This is a genomic window from Streptomyces sp. NPDC097107 (assembly GCF_044762405.1).
GTDB classification, from domain to species: domain Bacteria; phylum Actinomycetota; class Actinomycetes; order Streptomycetales; family Streptomycetaceae; genus Streptomyces; species Streptomyces thinghirensis.
The window spans coordinates 42,986-68,680 of sequence record NZ_JBIWEF010000018.1 but is presented as its reverse complement, the minus strand read 5'-3'; the positions used below and the strand labels follow the sequence as shown (position 1 = coordinate 68,680).

Sequence of the window (25,695 nt, the reverse complement as noted above, 5' to 3'; positions counted from 1 at the left end):
GGTCCCGGGTCGTCCGGCGTGAGACCGGCCTACGATGATCCCCGAACCACCGATCAGCCGATCACCCGCGTCCCGCCACCGCCCCGCGCGGCCCGGGCCGCCGTTCCGGGGAGGAACCCTTGACTGAGCACCTCGTCGACCCCGCCGTCCCGCGCGACCTGCACGCCTTCATCGCCGGGCTGCCCAAGGCCGAACTCCACGTCCACCACGTCGGCTCCGCCTCCCCGCGCATCGTCTCGGAACTGGCCGCGCGCCATCCCGACTCCAAGGTCCCCACCGACCCCGAGGCGCTGGTCGACTACTTCCAGTTCACGGACTTCGCGCACTTCATCGACGTGTACCTGTCCGTCGTCGACCTGATCCGCACCCCGGAGGACGTCCGGCTGCTGACGTACGAGGTGGCCCGCGACATGGCCCGGCAGCAGGTGCGGTACGCCGAACTGACCATCACCCCGTTCTCCTCCACCCGGCGCGGCATCGACGAGGGCGCCTTCATGGCCGCGATCGAGGACGCCCGCAAGGCCGCCGAGGCCGAGTTCGGGACCGTACTGCGCTGGTGCTTCGACATTCCGGGCGAGGCCGGTACGGAGGCCGCCGAGGAGACGACGCGGCTCGCCACCGACGACCGGGTGCGCCCGGAGGGACTGGTCTCCTTCGGGCTGGGCGGACCCGAGATCGGTGTCGGCCGGCCCCAGTTCAAGCCGTACTTCGACCGGGCGATCGCCGCCGGGCTGCACTCGGTGCCGCACGCCGGCGAGACCACCGGCCCGCAGACGGTGTGGGACGCCCTGACCGACCTGCGCGCCGAGCGCATCGGACACGGCACCAGTTCGGCGCAGGACCCGAAGCTGCTGGCGCACCTCGCCGAGCGGCGCATCCCCCTGGAGGTGTGCCCGACCTCGAACATCGCCACCCGCGCGGTGCGCACCCTGGACGAGCACCCGATCAGGGAGTTCACGCGCGCCGGTGTCCTGGTGACCATCAACTCCGACGACCCGCCGATGTTCGGCACCGACCTCAACAACGAGTACGCCGTCGCCGCCCGGCTCCTCGACCTCGACGAGCGCGGGCTCGCCGACCTGGCGAAGAACGGGGTCGAGGCGTCGTTCCAGGACGCTCAGGGCAAGGCGGCTCTCCGGGACGAGATCGACACGTACACCTCGACGTGGCTCGCATCCTCGTGAGCACCCCGCGCCGGGTGACCGCCGTGGCCCACCGCGGCGACCCCTATCTGTTCCGCGAGAACACCCTCGACTCGCTGCGCTCCGCGCTGCGCCGGGGCGCGGACGCGGTCGAGATCGACGTACGGCTCACCCGGGACGGCGTGCCGGTGCTGCTGCACGACGAGACGCTCAAGCGCCTGTGGGAGCAGGACCGCCCGCTGCTCTCGCTGTCGGCGGACGAGGTGCGCGGCCTGACGGCGGGCCGGGTACCGACGCTCGCGGAGGCGCTGGCCGCGACCGAGGGCAGCCGGCTGATGCTCGACCTGCCGGGCGGACCGGGCGAGCGGGCGGCCCGGCGCGTGGTGGACGTCGTCCGCGAGTGCGGGGCGCGCGACCGCGTGTACTACTGCGCGGGCCCCGCCGTCATGCTCGCGGTGCGAGCGGCCGACCCGGCGGCCGAGATCGCGCTGACCTGGACCACGGCGGCCCCGCCCCGGCCCGCGCTGCTGGCGGCGGTCCGCCCCCGCTGGCTCAACTACCGCTTCGGGCTGGTGGACCGGCCGCTGGCCGAGCGCGTCCACCGCGACGGCCACCTGCTCTCCGTCTGGACCCCCGACACCCGCCGATCGATGCGCCGACTGCTCGCCCTGGGCGTCGACTCGATCACGACGAACCGCATCGGCACGCTGTGCGCCCTGCGTGGTGACGGGCCCCTCCCGTAGGGGCGATCCCGTACAAGGCCCCTGGCCTGTAAGGGGTTTCCCCGAGCCCAGCTCCGGGCCGGGCGCCCTCCTCACCGACGATCCGCCAAGGGGCGCGGCGCACAAGGATGATCAGCGATCCTTCCGCCGGAACCCGCCCCAACCCCCGGAGCAGTCGATGCGCGCCCGTACCCACTCCGTCCTCGCCGCCTCCGTCGTCCTGGCTCTGTCCGTCGGGCCGTTGACGGCACCGGCGTTCGCCGCACCGTCCGCCTCCGTCGCCGCCCACGCCACCGACCGGCCCACGGACGGGCTGGACAGGAAGGCGCTGCGCGCCGCCATCGGCGGGGTCCCGAATCAGCACGCCACGGCCGCCCTGGTGCGGGTCGGCAGCACCGACGGCGGCTGGCGTGGCAAGGCCGGCGTGCGCGATCTGGCCAGTGGCCGGCCCGCACACCCCCACGCCCGCTTCCGCGCCGGTTCGGTCACGAAGGTCGTCACCGCCGCCACCGTCCTGCGGCTCGCGGCCGAGGACAGGATCGACCTGGACGCACCGGTGCAGGGCTACCTCCCCGACCTGTTCACGCCGGACTTCGAGGAGCCGATCAGCGTCCGGCAGCTGCTGAACCACACCAGCGGCATCAAGGCCGGTGACGGTCTCGGCAAGGACTTCCCGGAGTTGTACGCGCATCGCTTCGACACGCTCACCCCGCAACAGGTCGCGGCGTCGGCGATTGCGAAGGGACCGGAGGAGTTCGCTCCAGGGACGCAGCAGCGCTACGGGAACATCAGCTACACGTTCCTCGGCCTGCTGATCGAGAAGGTGACGGGACGCTCGTACGCCGCCGAAGCCACGCGCCTTGTCCTGCGCCCGGCCGGCATGCGTCACACGTACTTCCCGGGCACCGACCCCCGCATCCGCGGCCCGCACAACCGGGGCTACCAGACGGTGGAGCAGCCGGACGGGACGGTGGAGCTGGTCGACGTGACCGAGTGGAACCACGCGGACCGCTGGGCGGCCGGCGACATGATCTCGACCGTCGCGGACCTGGAGCGGCTGCTCACGGAGCTGTTCGAGGGTCGGATCGTGCCGCAGCCGGAGTTGGAGGAGATGTTCACGACCCCCGCGGGCGTCACGGGCGCGACCCGCAGCGCTGGCCTGGAGTGCCAGGAAGTGGGCGGCGAGGTCTTCTGGGGCAAGTCGGGGTCCCGCTACGGCTACAGCGCGGTCATCGGCGGCACCCGCGACCTGAGCCGCACCCTCGTCTACTCGGTCAACGCCACGGATGCCAAGAGCGCGGAGGCGAACCCGGTCGTCGGCGCGATCACCGCGGCCTCGCTGAAGTAGCCCCCGTCAGCCGCCGCGCCACCACGTGCGAGCCCGCCACCGCCGCTACCGCGAGGCCGAACCCCACGGCGAGGTCACGCGGGCGCGTGGCGTGCAGGACACCGGCGCGGCGCAGCCGGTGGCGGGCCCAGAGGGTGAACGGGACGACGACGAGGGGCGAGGTCGCCGACCCGGGCGTGTAGCCGCGCACCAGCCCCGCCTGGGCGAGGTGGACCAGGCCGTGCAGACCGAAGGCGTTGAGGGCGGTCTGGTACGCCGCCGACCGGCCGCCGGTCAGCCGGCCCGCGGCGGACGCGGAGGCCACGACCGCGGCCATCACCCCCACCGCGACGGCGAACTCCCGCCCGTCGGCCGGCTCGGCCCGTCGCCACACGGCCTCCGGCACGGTGGGGAACCGCTCGCGCAGGGCGGGCAGGTTGCGCCGCCACCAGCCCGGCACGGTCGCCAGTTCCTCGGCGTCGTGCAGGGCCCAGGCGGCCAGGAGACCGAACGTGACCGCCGCTCCCACCTTTTCATCGTCCGGTGAATTCATCACACCGGTCAGTCTGCTACACCCCCACGATCCCGTTCCACCGCTTGGCGAACTCCGACCGTTCCCCCGCCGCGATGTCCCGCGCGATGGCGAGCCGTTCGCGCATCGCCGCGTCCGGGAAGATCAGCGGGTCCTCGGCCAGGGCGGCGGTTGCCTCGTCGCCGGAGGAGGCGAGTACGTCCCGGGCGGCGGGGACGGGGCAGACGTAGTTGACCCAGGCGGCCAGCTCGGCGGCGACCTCGGGCTGGTAGTAGTAGTCGATCAGCCGCTCGGCGTTGGCCTTGTGGCGGGCCAGGTTGGGGATCATCAGGGACTCCGACCACAGCTCGGCGCCCTCCTCCGGGACGACGAACTCGATGTCCGGATCGTCCGCCTGGAGCTGGATCACGTCACCGGAGTAGGCCTGGCAGGCCAGGACGTCACCGCTGGAGAGGTCCTTGATGTAGTCGTTGCCGGTGAAGCGGCGGATCTGGCCCTTGGCCACCTGCTTCTCCACCTGGTCGCAGACCGTGTGGAAGTCGTCCGCCGTCCAGTCGGCGATGTCCACGCCGTTGCCCTGCATCAGCAGCGCGAACGCCTCGTCCATGCCGGACAGCAGGGTCACCCGGCCCTTGAGGTCCGCCGCCCACAGGTCGGACACGTGCCGGACCTCCCGGCCGAGCCCGCGGCGGTTGTAGGCGATGCCGGTGATGCCCGACTGCCAGGGCACGGTGGACCTGCGACCCGGGTCGAAGGCGGGCGAACGCAGCAGCGGGTCGAGGTACTCGGTGACGTTCGGCTGGCGGGAGCGGTCCATCTCCTGCACCCAGCCGAGCCGGACGAACCGCCCGCACATCCAGTCGCTGATGACGAGCAGGTCGCGGTCGGTGGGCTGGTGGTTCATCAGTGACGGGCTGATCTTGCCGAAGAACTCGTCGTTGTCGTTGATCTCCTCGATGTACTCGACGGAGATGCCCGACCGCTTCTCGAACGCCTCAAGCGTGGGCCGCCGGCTCGGGCGCTTGTCGTCGGTGTCGATGTACAGCGGCCAGTTCGCCCAGGTCAGCCGTTGCTCGGTGGCGGACCGGTCGGTCGCGGCGCGGTCGCCCGGCGCGACGTACGCGGCGGGCACGCCGCAGCCGGCCAGCGCGCCGAGTGCGGCGGGGCCGCCCAGGCCGCGCAGCAGCGCCCGGCGGGAGAGCGTGGGCGTCCTCGAGAGCAGGGGCATGGCCGCAGGATCCCGCGCCCGCCCTGCCAGGGACAATCGACGCTGCGTCGAGCGCCTCCGCCCAGGCCCGACACCCTGTCGACCGGGGCGAGTTCGCGGTGCGCACGCGCCGCGGCCCCGGACGGGAATCCCGTCCGGGGCCGCGCGCACCGGGTGCGTCACGCGTCCAGGTCCGTCACACGTCCAGGCACGTTCACGCGTCCAGGTCCGTCACACGTCCAGGCACGTTCACGCGTCCAGGCACGTCACGCGTCCAGCGACGTCATCACGTGCTTGATCCGGGTGTAGTCCTCGAAGCCGTACCCCGACAGGTCCTTGCCGTAGCCGGACTTCTTGAAGCCGCCGTGCGGCATCTCGGCGACCAGCGGGATGTGGGTGTTGATCCACACGCAGCCGAAGTCCAGCCGCTTGGACATCCGCATGGCGCGGCCGTGGTCCTTGGTCCACACCGAGGAGGCCAGCGCGTACTCGACGCCGTTGGCCCACTCGACGGCCTGGTCCTCGTCGCGGAAGGACTGGACGGTGATCACGGGGCCGAAGACCTCGTTCTGCACGATCTCGTCGTCCTGCTTGAGGCCCGAGACGACGGTCGGGGCGTAGAAGTAGCCCTTCTCGCCGACCTGGTGGCCGCCCGCCTCGACCTTGGCGTGGGCGGGGAGACGCTCGATGAACCCGACGACCTGCTTGAGCTGGTTCGGGTTGTTGAGCGGACCGTACATGACGTCCTCGTCGTCCGGCTGGCCGGTCTTGATCTCGGACGCGGCCTTCGCGAGCGCGCTCACGAACTCGTCGTGGACCGACTCGTGGACCAGCACGCGAGTGGCCGCGGTGCAGTCCTGGCCGGCGTTGAAGTAGCCCGCCTCCGAGATGCCCTCGACGGCCTTGGGGATGTCGGTGTCCTCGAAGACGACGACCGGTGCCTTGCCGCCCAGCTCCAGGTGGACCCGCTTGAGGTCCTTCGACGCCGACTCGGCGACCGACATGCCGGCCCGCACGGAGCCGGTGATGGAGGCCATCGCCGGGGTCTCGTGCTCGACCATCAGACGGCCGGTGTCGCGGTCACCGCAGACGACGTTGAAGACGCCCTTGGGCACGATCGAACCGATGATGTCGGCCATCAGGGCCGTGGACGCCGGCGTGGTGTCCGAGGGCTTCAGGACCACCGTGTTGCCCGCGGCGAGTGCCGGGGCGAACTTCCACACGGCCATCATCATCGGGTAGTTCCACGGCGCGACCTGGGCGCAGACGCCGATCGGCTCGCGGCGGATCATGGAGGTCAGGCCCTCCATGTACTCACCGGCGCTGCGCCCCTCCAGCATCCGCGCCGCGCCCGCGAAGAAGCGGATCTGGTCGACCATCGGCGGGATCTCCTCGGAGCGGGTCAGCCCGATGGGCTTGCCCGTGTTCTCCACCTCGGCCGCGATCAGTTCCTCGGCCCGCTCCTCGAACGCGTCCGCGATCTTCAGCAGGGCCTTCTGCCGCTCGGCCGGGACCAGGTCCCGCCAGGCCGGGAAGGCCGCGGCGGCGGCCGCCATGGCGGCGTCCACGTCCGCCTGCCCGGACAGGGGGGCGGTCGCGTAGGCCTCGCCCGTGGCGGGGTTGACCACCTCGGTGGTCCGTCCGTCGGCGGCGTCCCGGAACTCACCGTCGATGTAATTGCGCAGACGACGCAGCTCGGTGCTCACTGCCGGCCCTCCAAGTTCGGTGTCTACTTCAGGTCTCCCGGTGTCCGGACGTCACAGCTGACCGCTGTCGGCTGTCGGATGACCGCTGACGGATGTCCGAACACTGAGACACCCACCCTAGACGGAGACCCGACGTTTTCAACACCCCCGGCCGCCCCAAGGTTGCGAAATCCGTAGAGTCTGACCTCGTGGACAACGAATTTCATCGATCCGGCCTTGCGAAACTGTCGATACGTCGTGCACAGTGAAGCCGTGGCCAGTCGAAGCGCAGACCAGAAGGACTCCCGCGAGTCCAGGAACGGCGGTCCCCAGTTGGACGCCGTCTCCCTCGCCATCATCGAGCAGCTCCAGGAGGACGGCCGCCGGCCGTACGCCGCCATCGGCAAGGCCGTGGGCCTGTCGGAGGCTGCCGTGCGCCAGCGCGTCCAGAAGCTGCTCGACCAGGGCGTGATGCAGATCGTCGCCGTCACGGACCCGCTCACCGTGGGATTCCGCCGGCAGGCGATGGTCGGCGTCCGTGTCGAGGGCGACGTGGAGTCCGTCGCCGACGCGGTGACGGCCATGTCCGAATGCGAGTACGTGGTGATGACCGCGGGCTCCTTCGACCTGATGGTGGAGGTCGTCTGCGAGGACGACGACCACCTTCTGGACGTCATCAACAAACGCATCCGGGCCGTACCCGGAGTGCGCTCCACCGAGAGCTTCGTCTACATGAAGCTCAAGAAGCAGACCTATATGTGGGGAACCCGATAATCGTGAGCACCGACAGCCCCAAGGACCTCAGCAGGACCGCGTACGACCACCTGTGGATGCACTTCACCCGCATGTCGTCGTACGAGAACGCCCCCGTCCCCACCATCGTCCGCGGTGAGGGCACCCACATCTACGACGACAAGGGCAAGCGCTACCTCGACGGTCTCGCCGGCCTGTTCGTGGTCCAGGCCGGACACGGCCGCACGGAGCTTGCCGAGACGGCCTCGAAGCAGGCGCAGGAGCTCGCCTTCTTCCCGGTGTGGTCCTACGCCCACCCGAAGGCCGTGGAGCTGGCCGAGCGCCTGGCGAACGAGGCCCCCGGCGACCTCAACAAGGTCTTCTTCACCACCGGCGGCGGTGAGGCGGTCGAGACCGCCTGGAAGCTGGCCAAGCAGTACTTCAAGCTGACCGGCAAGCCGACCAAGTACAAGGTCATCTCCCGCGCGGTCGCCTACCACGGCACCCCGCAGGGCGCCCTGTCCATCACCGGCCTGCCGGCCCTGAAGGCCCCCTTCGAGCCGCTCGTCCCGGGCGCGCACAAGGTGCCGAACACCAACATCTACCGCGCCCCGATCCACGGCGACGACCCCGAGGCCTACGGCCGCTGGGCCGCCGACCAGATCGAGCAGCAGATCCTGTTCGAGGGCCCGGAGACCGTCGCGGCCGTCTTCCTGGAGCCCGTGCAGAACGCCGGCGGCTGCTTCCCGCCCCCGCCCGGTTACTTCCAGCGGGTGCGCGAGATCTGCGACCAGTACGACGTGCTGCTCGTCTCGGACGAGGTCATCTGCGCCTTCGGCCGCCTCGGCACGACGTTCGCCTGTGACAAGTTCGGCTACGTCCCGGACATGATCACCTGCGCCAAGGGCATGACCTCGGGCTACTCCCCGATCGGCGCCTGCATCATCTCGGACCGCCTGGCCGAGCCGTTCTACAAGGGTGACAACACCTTCCTGCACGGCTACACCTTCGGCGGCCACCCGGTCTCCGCCGCGGTCGGCATCGCCAACCTCGACCTGTTCGAGCGCGAGGGCCTCAACAAGCACGTGCTGGACAACGAGGGCAACTTCCGCGCGACCCTGGAGAAGCTCCTCGACCTGCCGATCGTCGGCGACGTCCGCGGCAACGGCTTCTTCTACGGCATCGAGCTGGTCAAGGACAAGGCCACCAAGGAGTCCTTCAACGACGAGGAGACCGAGCGGATCCTGTACGGCTTCCTGTCGAAGGCCCTCTTCGACAACGGCCTGTACTGCCGTGCCGACGACCGCGGCGACCCGGTCATCCAGCTCGCCCCGCCGCTGATCTCCAACCAGGAGACCTTCGACGAGATCGAGCAGATCCTGCGCGCCACGCTGACGGAGGCGTGGACGAAGCTCTGATCATCCTTCTGGAAGATCATCACCGGCCCCGGTGCCGCCCGTTCGAGTGAGAACGGCGGCCCGGGGCCGCGTGCTGTCCGGCTTCCCCCTCAGCGACTCCCTACCGTGCCCAGTGACCGATCGGCCCCGCCTTCGTTCCCCCGGAAGAGGGATGTGACCGGGGAAATACGGATCAGAACCGAGGTGTACGCCCATGGAGGCCCCGCCGGACAACGACGTGCTCCGGGCCCACGCCCTGCGCTTCCAGCACCACGACGGCTCCCCCGCGCTTCAAGGCGTGTCGCTCGGCGTCCGCGAGGGCGAGATCCTCGCCGTGAGCGGCCCGCGCGGCAGTGGCAAGACCACGCTGCTGCGGTGTCTGTCCGGGCTGGTCCGGCCGCAGGACGGCGAGGTGTGGTTCAACAGCGTGCCGATGCACACCATGGGCCCGCTCGGCCGTGAACGCCTGCGCCGCGACCGCTTCGGCTGGATCGACCCCGCCCCCGTGCTCGTGCCGGAGCTCAACGCCTGGGAGAACGCCGCCCTCCCCCTCATGCTGCGCGGCGCCGGCCGACGCCGGGCCAAGACCGCCGCCCTGGAGTGGTTGGAGCGCCTCGACGTGGGCGACAAGGCCCGCCGGCGCCCGCACGAACTCCAGCAGGCCGAGCGGCAGCGCGTCTGCATCGCCCGCGCGCTCGCCGTCACCCCCGCGGTCCTCTTCGCCGACGAGCCGACGGCCCCCCTGCACCGTGCCGACCGCGCCCACGTCCTGCGGACCCTCACCACGGCGGCCCGCTCGCACGGCATCACCGTCCTCCTCGCCACGCACGACGCGCGGACCGCCGCCCTGGCGGACCGCACGGTGGCACTGCTGGACGGGCGCCAGGTACGGACCGTGCACCTGCCCCCGGTCGCCGAGACCACGGTGGCCACCGGGGCCCCAGAAGCCACAGGAGCCACAGGAGCCACAGGGACAACCGACGCCACAGGGACCACTGGGCCCTCCGGAACGGAAGGCCTGGCGGCGTGCTCGCTCTCCGCCTGACCCGCGCCGCCCACCTCGCCGTCCAACTGCGCCGACTGCTGGTCGCGGTGGCCTCGGCGGGCACGGGCTTCCTGCTGCTGTGCGCCCTCGGCCACGCGCTGACCCACCCGGACACACCCGGCGCCTCCGCCCTCCACCTGGCCTGGTGCGCGGCGCCCCTCGCCGCCACGGTGTACCTCGCGGTCGCCGTGGCCCGCACCGACCCCGGCACCCGGCCCCGCCCCGGGCTGTCGGCGATCGGCCTGGGTCCCGGCCGCCTGATGGCCGTATCGGCGACGACTACGGCCCTGACCGGCGCGTTCGGCTCGGTGGTGGCCCTGCTCGTCTTCCTCCACCTGCGCGGCGATCTGACCGGCCGGCCCCTCGACGGCGCCGTGTCCGACGCCCTGGCAGTCGGCCAACCCCTCCCCTTCCCGGCGGCGCTGACGCTGCTGAGCCTGGTACCGGCCACCGCCTCGGCCGCAGTGGCGCTCACACTGCGCCCCCGCGAGCCCCGGCCCACCCCGCCCACCGGCTCCCGTCGCTACGGCCGCTTCGGCGCGTACGGCTGGGGAGCGGCCCGGGAAACCTTCGGCACATACGGCCGCTACGGCGCCCGCCTGGCCCCGGCCTCGCCCGCGGGCAGCCCCGCCACGTCCCCTGCGGGCAGCCCCGCCGCAACACCCCCCGCGGGCGGCCTCGCGGCACCCCCTGCGGGCAGTCGTGCCGCTGGGGCGGCACGGGTAGGCGCAGGCGGCGCCCTGCTGACGCAGACCAGTGCCACCCACCCGGCGCCCCCGACGGACGGCCCGCAGCCGACGCCGGACGCCGTACCCGACCGCCCGACCCCGACCCCGACCCCGACCCCGACCGAGGCCACAACCACCCCCCCGCCCACGCCCACACCCCGCCCCCAGGACACCACCACCCTCCCCTGGGGCATCACCGTCCTCGCCGCAGGCCTCGCCGTGGAGACCTACGCCGGCAACACGGCCGCCCCCGCCCCCGACGCCACCCCCTCCGCCGGCGTCCTCTTCGGCTGGGCCCTCACCGTCCTGGGCCTCGCCATGGCCGGCCCCGGCCTCACCCACCTGTGCGGCCGCCTGCTCCAGACCGCCCGCCCCGGCGCCCTGCGCCTCCTGGCCGGCCGAGTCCTGATGGAGGAGTCGCACCGCGTCGGCCGCCCCCTCGGCGTCGTCTGCGCCGTGGCCGCCGCGGCCTACGCGGGAAGCGTCCTGTACGGCACGGACGGACCGGACTTCGGCCCGCTGAGCGTCCTCGGCGCCCTCCTGGTCGCCGGCTGCACGGTGGCCACCCTCCTCACCGCGGCCGTCGAGGCCAAGCACGCCCGCGCCGACACGAGGGACGCCCTGCTGCTGCTGGGCGCGCCCCCGGCCACCCTGCGCGCCGCCGCCGCCGTGCGCGCCGGCGCGCTGCTCGCCCTGTTCGGTCCGTTGACCCTGATCGTCGCGCAGCTGGCGTCCCTGCCACTGGCCGGCTGACCACTCCTCACCCGCCCGGCCGGCCCCTCCGACCCGGCAGAAAAATTCTCGAAGAAGTTCGCGAACCCGCGATGAGTTCCGCCCGCCCCTCGCGTCTAACCCTTCGAACGGCAAGACAACAGCAGGACACCGACGGGAGAGGCCCTCATGTACCAGCAGATGATCTTCGTGAACCTGGCCACCAACAACCTCGACGCCTCGAAGAAGTTCTTCGCCGGGCTCGGCTACGAGATCAACGCCCAGTTCAGCGACGACACCACCGCGTCGATCCCGCTGAGCGAGACCATCGTCGTGATGGTGCACACGCCGGAGAAGTACCGCCAGTTCACGAAGAAGGACATCGTGGACTCGACGAAGTCCAGCGAGGTGCTGGTCGCGCTGAGCGCCGAGAGCCGCGAGAAGGTCGACGAGTTGGTGGAGAAGGCGGTCGCGGCCGGCGGTTCGGTCTCCGGCGAGACCCAGGACCACGGCTTCATGTACGGCCGGGCCTTCGACGACGTCGACGGCCACACCTTCGAGGTCGTGTGGATGGACCCGGCGGCGGTCGAGGGCTGAGCCGGGCGCACGCCTAGCATGGGCGGGTGGATCCGACACCCGCCCGGCCCAAGGCCCGGTCACAGGCCCAGCTCCAGTCCCACCACGCCTGCCACGACCGGGAGATCGAGAGCCTCGCCGAGTTCGACTCCGTCGTCTCGGCGCACGGCACACTCGCCCACTACCGCGTCCAGGCCGTCGATCTGACGGCCCGTACGGACGCCCTGATGTCCGCGGACCCCACGGGCGCCGTCTTCCTCGGCTGCCCGATGGCACCCGAGGCGGCCACCCGGGTGCGCGCCGCCGGCGCCCTGGTCTTCCCGCCCATACCGGGTCTGCCCTTCGATCCGTACCGCGGACGCGTCTACTCCCCCGACGAGCTGTACGCCCGTCTGGACGCGGGGTACGAGGCGACACCGGACGCCCTCGCCTACGACTGGTTCCAGCAGACCAAGGCGGACGGTGACGTCTTCGCCTCCATGCTGCGCGCGATCCACGACGACTCCGTCTCCGACGCGATCGACGAACTCCTCACCGGCGCCCGGGTGGTGGGCGTCATGGGCGGTCACGCCATGGCGCGCGGCACCAGGTCGTACGCGGGCGCCGCGCGCCTGGGCCGCGAACTGGCCCGCGCCGGGTTCACCGTGGCCACCGGCGGCGGTCCGGGCGCGATGGAGGCGGCGAACCTCGGCGCCTACGCCGCCCCGTTCGACGACGGGATGCTGGACGACGCGCTGCTGCTCCTCGCCAGGGTCGCGTCGTTCACCCCGTCGATCACCGACTGGGCGCGGTCCGCGTTCGAGGTCCGTGAACGCTGGCCCGGAGGTGGCGCCTCGGTCGGCATCCCCACCTGGTTCTACGGCCACGAGCCGCCCAACGCCTTCGCGGCACACATCGCCAAGTACTTCGCCAACGCCACCCGTGAGGACGGCCTGTTGGCCCGCTCCAACGCGGGCGTGGTCTTCCTGCCGGGCGCCGCCGGGACCGTACAGGAGATCTTCGACAACGCGACGCCGAACTACTACGAGTCGCGGGGCGAGCCCACGCCGATGGTGCTGGTGGACCGGGCGCACTGGACGGAGAAGCTGCCCGCGTGGCCGCTGCTCACGTCGCTCGCACGGGGGCGGACGATGGAGTCCCGGATCGCGCTCGTCGACCGGATCGAGGAGGCTCCCGGAGCGCTGAAACGTCTCGGTGGTTAATAAGACGGCAAAGCCAACGCCCTTGGCCGGCATATGCGTTGACACTGCTTATGCACCGCTTATAGACCAGTGAGGCTCGTGGGTGTGCTGGTGCCGCTCATCAGGCGTCAGCACCCTCTCCACCCCCCGCATCTGCGCTCCCGTAAAGGACAAAAGTGGCAGTCCTGTCCATACTCAGAAGCACGGCATCCCGCCGTGGCGTTCGAGCCCTCGGCGTCGCCTCCGCCTCGGTGGCCCTGGCGATCGGCGCCGCCGGCAACGCGATCGCCTGCGACATCAGCGAGTTCTCCGCCGCCGCCAAGTGCGAAGGCGACAAGGGTGTCATCACCGTCACCGACGTGGACCCGGCCGGCATCCCCGCCACCGTCACCGTCTACCTGCAGAACAACGGTGCCGACGCCGAGAAGATCGGCGAGCAGGTGGTCAAGGGCTCGCGCGAGGGGAGCACCATCACCTTCGCCGCGGACTGGAAGCCGAACGCCGAGTACCGCATCCATGTCAAGGCCGACAAGTACGTCGACGAGGACATCAAGCCGAACCTCGTGACCCCGTCGACCCCCTGCAAGACGGAGGACACCCCGACGCCGTCCCCGTCCGAGAGCTCCTCCACCCCGGCCGAGGAGACCAAGACGCCCACCCCGGCACCGTCCACGTCGGCCCCGGCACCGTCCGAGAGCGAGAGCACCGCTCCGGCGGCCGTGCCGAGCGACAACGCCCCGTCCCCGGCGGCCGGTGAGTCCAACCTCGCCGAGACCGGCGCCAACTCCAACACCGGCGTGATCGCCGGCATCGCGGCGGCCCTGGTCGCCATCGGTGGCGGCGCGGTCTTCTTCGGCCTGCGCCGCCGCGGGGCGAACAGCAACCGCTGACGCCTCGCACCTCCGTACGCAGCGGTGGCCCGTCCCCGGCCGGGGACGGGCCACCGTCACGTCGTCTCACCTCGTCTGGCGTCGCCCGGCCGTCTCAGCCGAACGCCGCCTTCTCCAGCCAGAGTTCCAGCAACTCGCGGTCGCCGAGCACCTGGAGTCCGGGGGTGTCCGGCGGGAGCCTGCGGTAGAAGGCCAGCAGGACGTCCGTGAGCGGCCCCCGCAGGGCCACGGTCGCCTTCTCGTGGCCGCGGCGCCAGACGACGCCCTCCTCGGGCAGCTCGATCAGCCAGTCGGCGTCGAGGTCCGCGGCGGTGTCGGTGGCGTGCAGGTGGATGCTGCGGCCGGGCGCCCGCAGGCCCTTGGCCGGCCCGTCCGGAAGGACCCGCTGCACGAACCGCACGATCTCCAGCCACTCGTCGATCGCGTCGACCGCCACCTCGGCGGCGACCGCCTCGCACGGACGGCCCGCCGCGAGGGCCGCGTCCGCCCCGTGGACGACGAGTTCGTGCGTCATCCGGCGGGCCCAGAAGCCCGCGGTGTGGTCCCCGGACCACGACCACGCCCGCCCGTCCGGCCCGGCCTCCCGCAGCGCGCGCACGACCGACTCGCCGGACTCCGCCAGCCACGCCTCCAGGGCGGCCGCGTCCCCCGTCACCGGCGGGCCCTCGGCTCCCGGCGCACGGTCCAACGGGACCTCCTCCTCGGCGCGGGTGCGGACTATCAGCTCCGTCCAGCGCAGGGCGCGGCCGACATGCCGCACCAGGTCCTCCAGCGTCCAGTCCGGGCAGGTCGGCACGGTGGCGGACAGGTCGGCGCCGGAGGAGAGCACCGCACCGAACCGGCCCACCTGGTGGGCGATCTCATCGCAGTAGCGGTCATGCGCGAGGCGTGTCATGCCTCCACCCTACGAGCCGGACGATCACCGCAATACGACGATTTCCGCCCCGTCGAACTCCACCCCCACCGTGTCCCCGACCTCCGGAGCCGCCCGCAGCGCGCACGCCGCCTCCAGGCGCGGCGCGTCCTCGGGCCGGAGGTGGACGGCGACATGGGTGCCCCGGAAGGTGCGTGCGGTGACCGTGCAGCGCAGGCCCTCGCCGGCGGCCACCATGCGCACGCCGGCGGGCCGGACGAGCAGGGAACGTGCACCCTGCGGGGCATCCTCGGGGACCGGCACCTTGCCCCACGGGGTGTCGGCGGCCTGCCCGGTGACGGTCGCGTCGACCACGTTGTCGAAACCGAGGAAGCGGGCCACGAAGGCGTCGGCGGGCCGCTGCCACACCTCCAGCGGCGTCCCCGACTGGGCGATCCGCCCGTCCCGCATCACCACGACCCGGTCGGCGAGCGCGAATGCCTCGCCCTGGTCGTGCGTCACGGCGAGCACGGTCGTACCCAACCGGCCGAACAGTTCCCGGAGTTCGACGACCAGGCGCTCCCGCAGCGAGCGGTCGAGCTGGCCGAGCGGCTCGTCCAGCATCAGCAGCCGGGGCCGGGGCGCGAGGGCGCGGGCCAGCGCCACCCGCTGCTGCTCACCGCCGGAGAGCGCGGCGACGGACCGGCGCTCGGCGCCCGGCAGCCCGACCAGCTCCAGCAACTCCCCCACCCGCTCCCGCTGCCCGGCGCGGGAGGCGCCGCGCATGCGCGGTCCGAAGGCGATGTTTCCGGCCACGTCGCGCTGCGGGAAGAGCTGGTGGTCCTGGAACATCAGCCCGACCTCGCGCTTGTGCGCGGGCACCCCGGACTGGTCCCGCCCGTCCAGCGTCACCCGCCCGGCGTCCAGCGGCTGGAGCCCGGCGACCGCCCGCAGCAGCGTCGACTTCCCGCTGCCGCTGGGCCCGAGCACGCACACCACCTCGTGCTCGGCGACCCCCAGGTCGACGGCGTCGAGCACGGCCCGCCCGCCGAAACGGACGGTCGCACCTTCGAGGTTCAGCAGCATCCGCAGCACTCCCGCATCCCTGGAACTCCCGCGTCCGTGGAACTCCGCGCATCCCTAGGACTCCCGCACCGTGCATCTCCGCGCATCCCTAGAACTCCCCGCTCCGGTCGGTCCGCAGCCGCTCCAGCACCACCAGGGCCACGGCGCACACCAGCATCAGAATCGTCGACAGGGCCATGGCCTGGCCGTAGTTCATGTCCCCGGGCCGTCCGAGCAGCCGCGCCACGGCGACCGGCAGCGTCGGGTTGTCGGGCCGCGCGATGAACACGGTCGCCCCGAACTCCCCGAGCGACACCGCGAAGGCGAACCCGGCCGCGACCAGCAGCGCCCGCCGCACCATCGGCAGGTCCACCTCCCGCCACACCCGCCACGGCGACGCCCCGAGTACCGCCGCCGCCTCCCGCAGCCGTACGTCCACCGCCCGCAGCACCGGCAGCATGGTCCGTACGACGAAGGGGACGCCGACCAGCGCCTGCGCGAGCGGCACGAGGATCCAGGAGGCTCTGAGATCCAGCGGGGGTTCGTCCAGTGCGATCAGGAACCCGAAGCCGACGGTCACGGCGGACACCCCGAGCGGCAGCATCAGCAGCGCGTCGAAACCGCGTACGAAGCGGCCCGCGTCGCGGCGGGCGAGCGCGGTGGCGGCCAGCGCGCCGATCACCACGGCGATGGCGGTTGCGGCGACGGCGTACTGGAGGCTGTTGCCGATGGCCTCGATCGGCGGGACGAGGAAGGTGCCGCCGTCCTCCCGGGTCAGCGCCCGGTAGTAGCCGAAGCCGGGTGCACCGAGCGACCGCTCGACCAGCACGGCGAGCGGCAGCACGAGCAGTACGGCGACGGTGACCAGGACCCCGGCCAGCAGCGCCCGCTGCCCGGTCCCACGGGGCCGGCGCGCGGTCGTGGCCGCGTCCACCAGCCGCAGGGCCGTCTCCCGCCGCCGTACCGTCCAGGCGTGCACGGCGAGGACGGCGGCCACCGCGCCGAACTGGATCAGCGTCAGCACGGCCGCCGTGGACAGGTCGAAGATCTGCGAGGTCTGCCGGTAGATCTCCACCTCCAGGGTGGAGAAGGCCGGTCCGCCGAGGATCTGGACGACGCCGAAGGACGTGAAGGTGAACAGGAACACCATCAGCGCGGCGGCGGCCACGGCGGGCGCCAGCGCGGGCAGCGTCACCTGCCGCCAGGCCTTCAGCCGCGAGGCGCCGAGCATCCGCGCGGCCTCCTCCTGCCGCGGGTCGAGCTGCGCCCAGAGGCCGCCGACGGTGCGTACGACGACGGCGTAGTTGAAGAAGACGTGCGCGAGCAGGATCGCCCACACGGTGGTGTCCAGCCGTACGCCCCACAGCTCGTCGAGCAGCCCGCCGCGTCCGACCAGCGCCAGGAACGCCGTGCCGACGACGACCGTCGGCAGCACGAACGGCACGGTCACCACGGCCCGCAGGACCTGCTTGCCGGGGAAGTCGAACCGGGCGAAGACGTACGCGCCGGGCAGTGCGATGAGCAGGGTGAGCGCGGTGGAGGCCAGCGCCTGCCAGGTGGTGAACCACAGCACGTGCCGGACGTCGGGCTGGGCGAGTACGTCGACGATGCGTCCGAACTGCCAGGATCCGTCGATCCGCAGTCCGCGCGCGACGATCGCGGCGACGGGGTAGGCGAAGAACACCGCGAAGAACGCGACGGGCACGGCCATCAGGGCCGGCCGCGCCGCGCTCCCGCGCGAAGTCCTGGCCTTGCCTACTTCAGTACGAGTGAGGTCCACGACTTGACCCACTGGTCGCGATCGCCGGCGATCTTCGCCGGGTCCATGGTCTGCGGGTCCTCGGCCTGCGGCCCGAACTTCCTGAACGCCTCGGGGATCCGCGCGCCCTCCCGCACCGGGTAGACGAACATGTTCAGCGGCATGTCCTCCTGGAACTCCTTGCCGACGAGGAAGTCGAGGAGCGCCTTGCCGCCCTCGGTGTTCTCGGCGTTGCTCAGCAGGCCCGCGTACTCGACCTGACGGAAGCAGGTGCCGGTGGCGACGCCCGTCGGCGCGGTGCCGGGCTGCGGGTCGGCGTAGATGACCTCGGCGGGCGGGGACGAGGCGTAGGAGACGACGAGCGGGCGGTCGCCCTTGGCCTTCTTGCCGCCGGACGAACCGGAGAACTCCTCGTTGTACGCCTGCTCCCAGCCGTCGACGACCTTGAGGCCGTTCGCCTTCAGCTTCTTCCAGTAGTCCTGCCAGCCGTCGTCCCCGTACTCGGCGGCGGTGCCGAGCAGGAAGCCGAGGCCGGGCGAGGAGGTGCCCGCGTTCTCGGTGACGAGCAGGTCCTTGTACTCGGGCTTGATCAGGTCGTCGAAGGAGTCCGGCGGGGTCAGCTTGTGCTTGCTGAAGTACGCCTTGTCGTAGTTGACACAGACGTCACCGGTGGTGACGGGCGTGACCCGGTGCTTGTCCTGGTCGGCCCGGTACTCGGGGCGGATCCGGTCGGAACCCTTCGCCTCGTACGGCTGGAACAGCCCGTTGTCGAGCGCGCGGGACAGCAGCGTGTTGTCGACGCCGAAGAAGACGTCGCCCTGGGGGTTGTCCTTGGTGAGGACGGCCTTGTTGACGGCCTGCCCGGCGTCGCCGTCCTCCAGCACCCGGACCTTGTAGCCGGAGCTCTTCTCGAAGGCGGCGATGACGTCCTTCGAGGCGGCCCACGAGTTGTGGCTGACGAGGGTCACGGTCCTGGAGTCGCCGGAGCCCTGGCTGCCGCCGTCGGACGATCCGCAGGCGGCCAGGCCGCCGACCATGCCGAGCCCGACGGCCAGGACGGTGGCCTTCTTTGTGATGCTCACTGAATTCCTCCTGGGTGACCAGGAGAAGACGCGGCCCCGCCCGGAACCCCTGGCGAGGGTCCCGGGCAGGGCGCAACAGCTCGAGTGGTGACCGATCTCCCTACCCAGAATGACCTGGGCCAGGTTCGGAGGGTCTGCGGCCGGTGCCGCACTCTCAGCGCTGTGGCGCTCCCCTGTCGGAATATGAAGATGTGGTTCCGGACGTACTTCCGTATGACGTCGTCGTACGACGATGTACGACGCCGGTCAGGTTACCGCTCGCTCGCGGCGAGCTGACCACACGCCCCGTCGATCTCTTGCCCACGGGTGTCCCGGATCGTCACCGGCACACCATGCGCCGCGATCGCCTCGACGAACGCCTTCTCGTCCTCGGGCCGCGAAGCGGTCCACTTCGAGCCGGGCGTGGGGTTGAGCGGGATGAGGTTGACGTGCACGGGCCTGCTCTTGAGCATCCGCCCGAGCCGGTCGCCGCGCCACGCCTGGTCGTTGATGTCCCGGATCAGCGCGTACTCGATCGACAGCCGCCGGCCCGACCGTTCCGCGTACTCGAACCCGGCGTCCAGCACCTCACGCACCTTCCACCGCGTATTGACCGGGACGAGGGTGTCGCGCAGCTCGTCGTCCGGCGCGTGCAGCGAGATCGCGAGGCGGCACTTGAAGCCCTCGTCGGCGAAACGGTGGATGGCCGGCACGAGGCCGACCGTGGAGACGGTGATGCCGCGCTGGGAGAGACCCAGTCCGTCGGGCTCGGGGTCGGTGAGGCGGCGGATGGAACCGACGACGCGGTTGTAGTTGGCGAGGGGCTCGCCCATGCCCATGAACACGATGTTGCTCAGCCGGGCCGGTCCGCCGGGGACCTCACCGTCCCGCAGGGCACGCATCCCGTCCACGATCTGGTGCACGATCTCGGCGGTGGACAGATTCCGGTCCAGGCCCGCCTGCCCCGTGGCACAGAACGGGCAGTTCATTCCGCAGCCCGCCTGGGAGCTGATGCACATGGTCACCCGGTCCGGGTAACGCATGAGGACGGACTCGACGAGCGTCCCGTCGAACAGCTTCCACAGCGTCTTGCGGGTGGTGCCCTGGTCGGTCGACAGGTGCCGCACGACCGACATCAGCTCGGGCAGCAGCGCCTCCCGGAGCCCCTGGCGCGAGCCGGCGGGGATGTCGGTCCACTGCTCGGGGTCGTGCGCGTACCGCGCGAAGTAGTGCTGCGAGAGCTGCTTCGCACGGAACGGCTTCTCGCCGATCGCGGCGACGGCCTCCTTGCGCTCGGCGGGCGTGAGGTCGGCGAGGTGCCGCGGCGGCTTCTTGGCTCCGCGGGGGGCGACGAATGTGAGTTCTCCGGGCTTAGGCATGGCTGTACCAGTGTCGCAGATCGACTTGGGTGGCCTGCGGGAGACCAGGCCGGGCGTGACCGAGCGCCCGGATCGGCGTTGTGACTTCCGATTGGCGAAGCAGGGGACGCGATGTCGTTCCCCGCATGTCCCGCGGCGCCGCATGGCCGCCGCTTGACCTGGACCAAGCTTGAGTTTTTAGGCTCCGTTCAGAGTCGCAGGAAGCGATCCGCAAGAACCGTTCAGCGTGCTTTTCGAGGAGGTTCGCCATGAGCGAGCACACAGCCCATTTCGAGATCCCCGACCGCTACCGCTATGCCGTGATCCCGCACATCATGGTCGACGACGCCGCCGCGGCGATCGACTTCTACCAGCGGGCGTTCGGCGCCCGTGAGAACTTCCGGATCGACGCTCCGGGCGGTGGGATCATGCACGCCGAGATCACCATCGGGCGGTCGACCCTGATGCTGGGCGACTCCAGCGTGGACGAGGCGGAGGCCGGCTCCTTCGCCGCCCCGGCCTCGCTCGGCGGCGGCACGTCCGTCACGTTGCACGTCTTCGTGCCGGACGTCGACAGCCTGGCGGAGCGGGCCGAGGCCGCCGGGGCGGAGATCCTCCAGCCGCCGAAGGACATGTTCCACGGTGACCGCACCGTCATCCTCAAAGACCCTTCGGGTCACATGTGGGTGTTCCTGACCCACATCGAGGAGGTCTCGGAGGAGGAGCTGCGGCACCGCCTGACCGCCGCCGGGTGACCGCGACGGCCATGAGCACGGTGGCGGGATCGGACAGCGAGAGGCCCGCCGCCCAGAGGGACGGCGGGCCTTACCCGTCAGGACAACCACCGGGCCGTCAGCCGGACCCGACGAAGATCACCAACAGCAGCCACACCACAGGCGCCGTCGGCAGCAGCGAGTCCAGGCGGTCCATGATGCCGCCGTGGCCCGGGAGCAGCGTGCCCATGTCCTTGATGCCCAGGTCCCGCTTGATCATGGACTCGCCGAGGTCGCCCAGTGTGGCGCTGACGGCGACCGCGAGGCCGAGCAGCAGGCCCTGCCACCAGGTGCCGTCGTCGATCATGAACTGCATGCACAGCGCGCCGGCCACCATCGCGAACGCCACCGCTCCGAGCAGGCCCTCACGGGTCTTGCCAGGGCTGATGCGCGGGGCGAGCTTGGTCTTGCCGAAGCGCCAGCCGACGGCGTAGGCGCCGGTGTCGCTGACGACCGTCAGCAGGAGGAAGACCAGGACGCGCCGCGAGCCGTCCTCCGCCATGAGCATCATCGCGACGAACGTGGCCAGGAACGGCACGTAGAACGCGGCGAAGAGTCCCGCCGTGACGTCCTTGAGGTAGCCCTCCGGCGGCTCGGTCATCCGCCATACGAGGACCGCCAGCGCCGTGAGCGCCATGGCGACCCACGCACCCTCGGCACCCCGCACGTACCCGGCGACCACCATCGCCGCGCCGCCGATCGCGAGCGGCACGAGGGGCGCCTTGATGCCCTTGCGCTCCTCCAGCCGCTTGGTCAGCTCCCACAGGCCCACCACGACGGCGACCGCGACCACACCGACGAAAACGGCCTTGACGACGAACAGCGACGCGACGATCACCGCGCCGAGCCCGACGCCGACCCCTATCGCCGCACCCAGGTCGCGCCCCGCGGTCTTCTTCTGCGGCTGCGGCTGCGCCGGTTGGGGGGCGTCGGGCATGGGCTCCGGATTCTGCGGCACCGCCGCATACGGCTGCGCCGACGGATTCTCTCCGCGATACGTCTCGTCGCGGAACGGCTCGTCTCGGAACAAGGGGCCGCTCAGCCGAGCGGCCCCTTGGCCGTCATCCTGGTCTCCGCCGTGTTCGGGTACGTCGGGCACGATGGGCATGGGGCGAGTCTGCTGCGCGTAATGCGCATCGTACGCGGGACCCGCCGGGGCAGCCCCCTGGACAGGCCCCTGGTCGGACGCCCCCCAGTACCCGGCTTGTGGCGGCGCTCCCCAGGAAGAGTCGTTCATCAGACCTCGAGCAGCTCCGCTTCCTTGTGCTTCAGGAGCTCGTCCACCTGGGCGACGTACTTGGCGGTGGTGTCGTCGAGCTCCTTCTCCGCGCGGCGGCCCTCGTCCTCGCCGACGTCGCCGTCCTTGACCATCTTGTCGATGGCGTCCTTGGCCTTGCGGCGCACGGAGCGGATGGAGACCTTGGCGTCCTCGGCCTTGCTCTTGGCGACCTTGATGTAGTCGCGGCGGCGCTCCTCGGTGAGTTCGGGGAACACCACCCGGATGATGTTGCCGTCGTTGCTGGGGTTGACGCCCAGGTCGGAGTCGCGGATCGCCTGTTCGATGTTGCGCAGGGCGCTCTTGTCGAAGGGGGTCACCACGGCCATCCGCGGCTCGGGCACGGAGAACGAGGCCAGCTGGTTGATCGGCGTCAGCGCGCCGTAGTAGTCGGCCACGATCTTGTTGAACATCGCCGGGTGCGCACGGCCGGTGCGGATCGCGGCGAAGTCCTCCTTGGCGACCACGACGGCCTTCTCCATCTTCTCCTCGGCCTCGAGGAGGGTCTCTTCGATCACCACTTGCTCCTGCGTGTCTTGAGTAGGCCCGGCTGCGGTTCCCTGTCGGGCCGGCGGCCGGCTGCGTCGCGTTCTTCCTGCACGGTTCCCGACCGGCGGGACATTGTCCATCCCCCGGCCCGGTCCCGTCCCGTCCGTCCCCCGGACAGGTGGCGTCCGCGGACAGGGGGTGCTTCTCCGGTCAGTCCCGGCTGCCTTGGTCACCCACAAGCGTGCCGATCTTCTCACCCTTGACGGCGCGGGCGATATTGCCCTCCTTCAGAAGCTCGAAGACCACGATCGGGAGGCTGTTGTCGCGGCAGAGCGTGACGGCCGTCGCGTCGGCGACCTTCAGGTCACGGGTGATGACCTCGCCGTATCCGAGCGCGTCGAACTTCACGGCGTCCGGGTTGGTCTTCGGGTCGGAGTCGTAGACCCCGTCCACGCCGTTCTTGCCCATGAGCAGGGCCTCGGCGTCGATCTCGAGGGCGCGCTGGGCGGCGGTGGTGTCGGTGGAGAAGTAGGGCATGCCCATACCGGCACCGAAGATGACCACGCGGCCCTTCTCCAGGTGGCGCACGGCGCGCAGCGGGATGTACGGCTCGGCGACCTGGCCCATGGTGATGGCGGTCTGCACGCGGCAGTCGACGCCCTCCTTCTCCAGGAAGTCCTGGAGGGCCAGGCAGTTCATCACGGTGCCGAGCATGCCCATGTAGTCGGAGCGGGCGCGGTCCATGCCGCGCACCTGCAGCTCGGCGCCACGGAAGAAGTTGCCGCCGCCGATGACGATCGCGATCTGCGCGCCGTCCCGGACGACGGCCGCGATCTCACGGGCGATGGCGTGCACCACGTCGGGGTCGACGCCCAGGCCCCCACCGCCGGAGAAGGCCTCTCCGGACAGCTTCAGCATGAAGCGGCCGCGTACTTTGCCGTCGTCGCTCTTCTCGGCCTTGGTGGTCATGGAGATCTCGCCTCTTTACGTGGGTCACACACACGAAGAAGGCCACTGCCGGTGGGGGCGTGTTTCGCATCCCATACGCGGCAATGGCCTCCTCGTCAGATCTGCTGTCGTCCGCCGCCACGCGCGCGTACGCAACGGCGTACGCGGACGGCGCCGACGACTGCTGTCGACCCTACCGGGGTCGCTCGTCCGTCGCGGTACGGACTCAGATGCCGACCTTGATGCGCGAGAAGCGCTTCAGGGTGACACCGGCCTCGTCCAGCACCTTCTGGACGGACTTCTTGTTGTCGAGCGCGTAGGGCTGGCCCAGCAGCGTGGCGTCCTTGAAGAAGCCGTTGAGGCGACCCTCGACGATCTTCGGCAGGGCGGCCTCGGGCTTGCCCTCGGCGCGGGTGGTCTCCTCGGCGACGCGGCGCTCGGACTCGACGACCTCGGCCGGGACGTCCTCCTTGGAGAGGTACTTCGGCGCGAAGGCGGCGATGTGCTGGGCGACGCCCTTGGCGATCTCGGCGTTCGGCTTGTCCAGCTCGACGAGGACACCGATCTGCGGGGGCAGGTCGGGCATCGTGCGGTGCATGTACGCGGTCACGAAGCCGCCGGAGAACTGCGCGAAGCGGTCCAGGACGATCTTCTCACCGAGGTTGGCGTTGGCCTCGTCCACGAACGCCTGCACGGTCTTGCCGGACTCGATCTCGGAGGCGAGGAGCGCCTCGAGGTCGGCCGGGGCGGCCTTGGCGACGTGCTCGGCGATGGCCTTGGCGACGTTCTGGAACTTGTCGCCCTTGGCGACGAAGTCCGTCTCGCACTTCAGCTCGACGAGGACACCCGAGGTGTTGTCGTCGGCGATGATCGAGACGACGGCACCGTTCTCGGCAGAGCGGCCCTCGCGCTTGGCGACGCCCTTCTGACCCTTGATGCGGAGCGCCTCGACGGCCTTCTCGACGCTGCCGTCGGCCTCGTCCAGCGCCTTCTTGCAGTCCATCATGCCGGCGCCGGTGAGCTCACGAAGCTTCTTGACGTCGGCGGCGGTGTAGTTCGCCATGAGTCTGTGAATCTTTCTGGAAGTCTGGAAGATCGAAGATCTTGCGGGAACACGGACCTACATGGAGCTGCAGGTCCGTGTCCCTCCACCGGCCTACGGGTGAACGGCGGGAGCGGATCTCATGTCACCGCTCCCGCCGTCGACGCCGACGGGACGGTCAGGCCTGCTCGCCCTCGGCGGCCGGAGCCTCGGCGGCGGGCGCCTCCTCGGCCGGGGCCTCGGTGGCCGCAGCCTCGGCAGCAGGGGCCTCGGCGGCGGGGGCCTCGGCGGCGGGGGCGGCCTCGGCAGCCGGAGCCTCGGCGGTCTCGGCGTCGGCCTTCTTCTCGGCCTTCTCGCCCTCGAGCAGGTCGCGCTCCCACGCGGCGAGCGGCTCGCCGGCGGCCTTGTCACCCTTGTCGCCGGCAGCGGCACCGGAGCGGGCGATGAGGCCCTCGGCGACGGCGTCGGCGATCACGCGGGTGAGCAGGGTGACGGAGCGGATCGCGTCGTCGTTGCCCGGGATCTTGTAGTCGACCTCGTCGGGGTCGCAGTTGGTGTCGAGGATGGCGACGACCGGGATGTTGAGCTTCCGGGCCTCGCCGACCGCGATGTGCTCCTTCTTGGTGTCCACGATCCAGACGGCGCTGGGCACCTTGGACATCTCGCGGATACCACCGAGGGTCTTCTCCAGCTTGGCCTTCTCGCGGGAGAGGACCAGCAGCTCCTTCTTGGTGAGGCCGGAGGCGGCCACGTCCTCGAAGTCGATCTGCTCGAGCTCCTTCAGGCGCTGCAGGCGCTTGTAGACGGTCGAGAAGTTGGTGAGCATGCCGCCCAGCCAGCGCTGGTTGACGTAGGGCATGCCGACTCGGGTGGCCTGCTCGGCGATGGCCTCCTGCGCCTGCTTCTTCGTGCCGACGAACATGACCGTGCCGCCGTGGGCGACGGTCTCCTTGACGAACTCGTAGGCGCGGTCGATGTACGACAGCGACTGGAGCAGGTCGATGATGTAGATGCCGTTGCGCTCCGTGAAGATGAATCGCTTCATCTTCGGGTTCCAACGACGGGTCTGGTGACCGAAGTGGACGCCGCTTTCCAGCAGCTCCCGCATCGTGACGACGGCCATGGCCGTATCTCCTCGAGTTTCTCGGTTGTGCCGCGGAAGCCGGACGGCTCCCGCGCCTGACGCCCGCGATGCG

The 25,695-nt window shown here is 71.0% G+C and carries 24 protein-coding genes and 1 riboswitch; of the genes, 11 read left to right on the top strand and 13 right to left on the bottom strand.

What is annotated here, in order from left to right; translation table 11 throughout:
- Positions 1-119 precede the first annotated feature (119 nt).
- The 3 genes from ACIQ1J_RS32335 to ACIQ1J_RS32325 all read left to right on the top strand — a co-directional run bounded on the left by ACIQ1J_RS32335 (position 120) and on the right by ACIQ1J_RS32325 (position 3,212).
- Positions 120-1,184 carry an adenosine deaminase gene (locus tag ACIQ1J_RS32335; protein ID WP_403562463.1) on the top strand — a complete coding sequence of 355 codons (1,065 nt, stop codon included), beginning with the start codon at positions 120-122 and terminating at the stop codon, positions 1,182-1,184.
- Positions 1,181-1,885, top strand: a complete 705-nt coding sequence (locus ACIQ1J_RS32330; protein WP_403562527.1) for a glycerophosphodiester phosphodiesterase — start codon at positions 1,181-1,183, stop codon at positions 1,883-1,885. The genes ACIQ1J_RS32335 and ACIQ1J_RS32330 overlap by 4 nt, the downstream gene beginning before the upstream one ends.
- Before the next feature lie 157 nt (positions 1,886-2,042).
- Entirely contained in the window at positions 2,043-3,212 is a 1,170-nt protein-coding gene (locus tag ACIQ1J_RS32325) for a serine hydrolase domain-containing protein (RefSeq protein ID WP_403562461.1), read from the top strand.
- On the opposite strand, the gene ACIQ1J_RS32320 is transcribed toward ACIQ1J_RS32325, so the two are convergent.
- The 3 genes from ACIQ1J_RS32320 to ACIQ1J_RS32310 all read right to left on the bottom strand — a co-directional run bounded on the left by ACIQ1J_RS32320 (position 3,190) and on the right by ACIQ1J_RS32310 (position 6,636).
- On the bottom strand, positions 3,190-3,744 hold the full coding sequence (locus tag ACIQ1J_RS32320) for an HXXEE domain-containing protein (protein ID WP_403562526.1): 555 nt from the start codon (positions 3,742-3,744) through the stop codon (positions 3,190-3,192). The two genes, ACIQ1J_RS32325 and ACIQ1J_RS32320, sit on opposite strands and share 23 nt — an antisense overlap.
- A gap of 16 nt (positions 3,745-3,760) precedes the next feature.
- Positions 3,761-4,951, bottom strand: a complete 1,191-nt coding sequence (locus ACIQ1J_RS32315; RefSeq protein WP_403562459.1) for a spermidine/putrescine ABC transporter substrate-binding protein — start codon at positions 4,949-4,951, stop codon at positions 3,761-3,763.
- Between the two features lie 245 nt (positions 4,952-5,196).
- Entirely contained in the window at positions 5,197-6,636 is a 1,440-nt protein-coding gene (locus ACIQ1J_RS32310; protein ID WP_386515483.1) for a gamma-aminobutyraldehyde dehydrogenase, read from the bottom strand.
- 237 nt (positions 6,637-6,873) lie between these two features.
- Between ACIQ1J_RS32310 and ACIQ1J_RS32305 the strand changes: the two genes are divergently transcribed.
- The 7 genes from ACIQ1J_RS32305 to ACIQ1J_RS32275 all read left to right on the top strand — a co-directional run bounded on the left by ACIQ1J_RS32305 (position 6,874) and on the right by ACIQ1J_RS32275 (position 13,875).
- The gene (locus ACIQ1J_RS32305) at positions 6,874-7,389 is read left to right on the top strand and encodes an Lrp/AsnC family transcriptional regulator (protein ID WP_210960361.1); all 516 of its coding nucleotides are present in this window, start codon (positions 6,874-6,876) and stop codon (positions 7,387-7,389) included.
- Between the two features lie 2 nt (positions 7,390-7,391).
- On the top strand, positions 7,392-8,765 hold the full coding sequence (locus ACIQ1J_RS32300; RefSeq protein WP_375920793.1) for an aspartate aminotransferase family protein: 1,374 nt from the start codon (positions 7,392-7,394) through the stop codon (positions 8,763-8,765).
- 193 nt (positions 8,766-8,958) lie between these two features.
- Positions 8,959-9,789, top strand: coding sequence for an ABC transporter ATP-binding protein (locus tag ACIQ1J_RS32295; protein ID WP_403562456.1), 831 nt, complete (start codon positions 8,959-8,961; stop codon positions 9,787-9,789).
- Positions 9,771-11,270, top strand: coding sequence for a hypothetical protein (locus ACIQ1J_RS32290; RefSeq protein WP_403562454.1), 1,500 nt, complete (start codon positions 9,771-9,773; stop codon positions 11,268-11,270). The genes ACIQ1J_RS32295 and ACIQ1J_RS32290 overlap by 19 nt, the downstream gene beginning before the upstream one ends.
- A 147-nt stretch (positions 11,271-11,417) precedes the next feature.
- Positions 11,418-11,825, top strand: coding sequence for a VOC family protein (locus ACIQ1J_RS32285; protein ID WP_403562452.1), 408 nt, complete (start codon positions 11,418-11,420; stop codon positions 11,823-11,825).
- A 26-nt stretch (positions 11,826-11,851) separates the two neighbouring features.
- Positions 11,852-13,006 (top strand): LOG family protein, encoded by a 1,155-nt coding sequence (locus ACIQ1J_RS32280; RefSeq protein ID WP_403562450.1) that lies wholly within the window; start codon positions 11,852-11,854, stop codon positions 13,004-13,006.
- A 155-nt stretch (positions 13,007-13,161) separates the two neighbouring features.
- Positions 13,162-13,875, top strand: a complete 714-nt coding sequence (locus ACIQ1J_RS32275; RefSeq protein WP_403562448.1) for an LAETG motif-containing sortase-dependent surface protein — start codon at positions 13,162-13,164, stop codon at positions 13,873-13,875.
- 94 nt (positions 13,876-13,969) lie between these two features.
- On the opposite strand, the gene ACIQ1J_RS32270 is transcribed toward ACIQ1J_RS32275, so the two are convergent.
- The 5 genes from ACIQ1J_RS32270 to rlmN form a co-directional block, all read right to left on the bottom strand.
- On the bottom strand, positions 13,970-14,770 hold the full coding sequence (locus tag ACIQ1J_RS32270; protein WP_403562446.1) for a maleylpyruvate isomerase family mycothiol-dependent enzyme: 801 nt from the start codon (positions 14,768-14,770) through the stop codon (positions 13,970-13,972).
- Between the two features lie 24 nt (positions 14,771-14,794).
- The gene (locus ACIQ1J_RS32265) at positions 14,795-15,814 is read right to left on the bottom strand and encodes an ABC transporter ATP-binding protein (protein WP_403562444.1); all 1,020 of its coding nucleotides are present in this window, start codon (positions 15,812-15,814) and stop codon (positions 14,795-14,797) included.
- Between the two features lie 88 nt (positions 15,815-15,902).
- Positions 15,903-17,504 (bottom strand): ABC transporter permease, encoded by a 1,602-nt coding sequence (locus ACIQ1J_RS32260; RefSeq protein ID WP_403562442.1) that lies wholly within the window; start codon positions 17,502-17,504, stop codon positions 15,903-15,905.
- 44 nt (positions 17,505-17,548) lie between these two features.
- Positions 17,549-18,634, bottom strand: a complete 1,086-nt coding sequence (locus tag ACIQ1J_RS32255; RefSeq protein ID WP_403562440.1) for a thiamine ABC transporter substrate binding subunit — start codon at positions 18,632-18,634, stop codon at positions 17,549-17,551.
- A 79-nt stretch (positions 18,635-18,713) separates the two neighbouring features.
- Positions 18,714-18,819, bottom strand: a riboswitch (TPP riboswitch).
- A 66-nt stretch (positions 18,820-18,885) separates the two neighbouring features.
- Positions 18,886-19,992: a 23S rRNA (adenine(2503)-C(2))-methyltransferase RlmN gene (gene rlmN, locus ACIQ1J_RS32250; RefSeq protein ID WP_403562438.1), complete on the bottom strand. Its 1,107-nt coding sequence runs from the start codon at positions 19,990-19,992 to the stop codon at positions 18,886-18,888.
- Positions 19,993-20,240: 248 nt separating this feature from the next.
- Here rlmN and ACIQ1J_RS32245 point away from each other — a divergent pair, with 248 nt between their 5' ends.
- On the top strand, positions 20,241-20,726 hold the full coding sequence (locus ACIQ1J_RS32245; RefSeq protein ID WP_403562436.1) for a VOC family protein: 486 nt from the start codon (positions 20,241-20,243) through the stop codon (positions 20,724-20,726).
- A 97-nt stretch (positions 20,727-20,823) separates the two neighbouring features.
- Here the strand turns inward: ACIQ1J_RS32245 and ACIQ1J_RS32240 are convergent, their stop codons facing one another.
- The 5 genes from ACIQ1J_RS32240 to rpsB all read right to left on the bottom strand — a co-directional run bounded on the left by ACIQ1J_RS32240 (position 20,824) and on the right by rpsB (position 25,622).
- On the bottom strand, positions 20,824-21,981 hold the full coding sequence (locus ACIQ1J_RS32240) for a phosphatidate cytidylyltransferase (protein ID WP_210960348.1): 1,158 nt from the start codon (positions 21,979-21,981) through the stop codon (positions 20,824-20,826).
- Positions 21,981-22,538 carry a ribosome recycling factor gene (gene frr, locus ACIQ1J_RS32235; protein ID WP_210960347.1) on the bottom strand — a complete coding sequence of 186 codons (558 nt, stop codon included), beginning with the start codon at positions 22,536-22,538 and terminating at the stop codon, positions 21,981-21,983. The genes ACIQ1J_RS32240 and frr overlap by 1 nt, the downstream gene beginning before the upstream one ends.
- Positions 22,539-22,719: 181 nt before the next feature.
- A complete protein-coding gene (gene pyrH / locus ACIQ1J_RS32230) occupies positions 22,720-23,478 on the bottom strand; it encodes a UMP kinase (RefSeq protein WP_007444937.1) in 759 nt (252 codons plus the stop codon).
- Positions 23,479-23,683: 205 nt separating this feature from the next.
- Complete coding sequence (tsf, locus tag ACIQ1J_RS32225; protein ID WP_121749409.1) at positions 23,684-24,520, bottom strand: translation elongation factor Ts; 837 nt, start codon at positions 24,518-24,520, stop codon at positions 23,684-23,686.
- 157 nt (positions 24,521-24,677) lie between these two features.
- The gene (rpsB, locus tag ACIQ1J_RS32220; protein WP_403562433.1) at positions 24,678-25,622 is read right to left on the bottom strand and encodes a 30S ribosomal protein S2; all 945 of its coding nucleotides are present in this window, start codon (positions 25,620-25,622) and stop codon (positions 24,678-24,680) included.
- Positions 25,623-25,695 lie beyond the last annotated feature (73 nt).